The 387-nt window shown below is 72.6% G+C and carries 1 pseudogene; it reads right to left on the reverse strand.

Annotation, left to right across the window (positions count from 1 at the left end):
* Positions 1–387, reverse strand: a pseudogene (locus G3I78_RS50620) (tryptophan--tRNA ligase); the annotation flags it as partial.

Consider the following 387-nt stretch of genomic DNA (forward strand, 5'->3'; position numbering starts at 1 on the left):
GGTCGCGTCCTCGTCGTCGCGCAGCTCGAGCGCGTTGCCCGCGGACTTGCTCATCTTGCGACCGTCCGTGCCGAGCACGGTGGGGGCGGGCGCGAGCAGCACGTCGGGCTCGGGGAAGTACGGCTGCGCGGCGGCGTAGCGCTGGTTGAAGCGGCGCGCGATCGTGCGCGTGAGCTCGACGTGCGGGAGCTGGTCCTGCCCGCCGGGCACGAGGTTGCCGTGGCAGAACAGGATGTCGGCGGCCTGGTGCACGGGGTAGGTGAACAGCAGGCCGCTCATGGGCCGCCCTTGCCGGGCCGCGGCGGCGACGGCCTCGGCCTTGACGGTCGGGTTGCGCTCGATCTCGGCCGTCGTGACGAGGCTGAGGAACGGCAGCAGGAGCTGGTT

Source organism: Streptomyces sp. SID13726, from assembly GCF_010548375.1.
Lineage (GTDB): Bacteria > Actinomycetota > Actinomycetes > Streptomycetales > Streptomycetaceae > Streptomyces.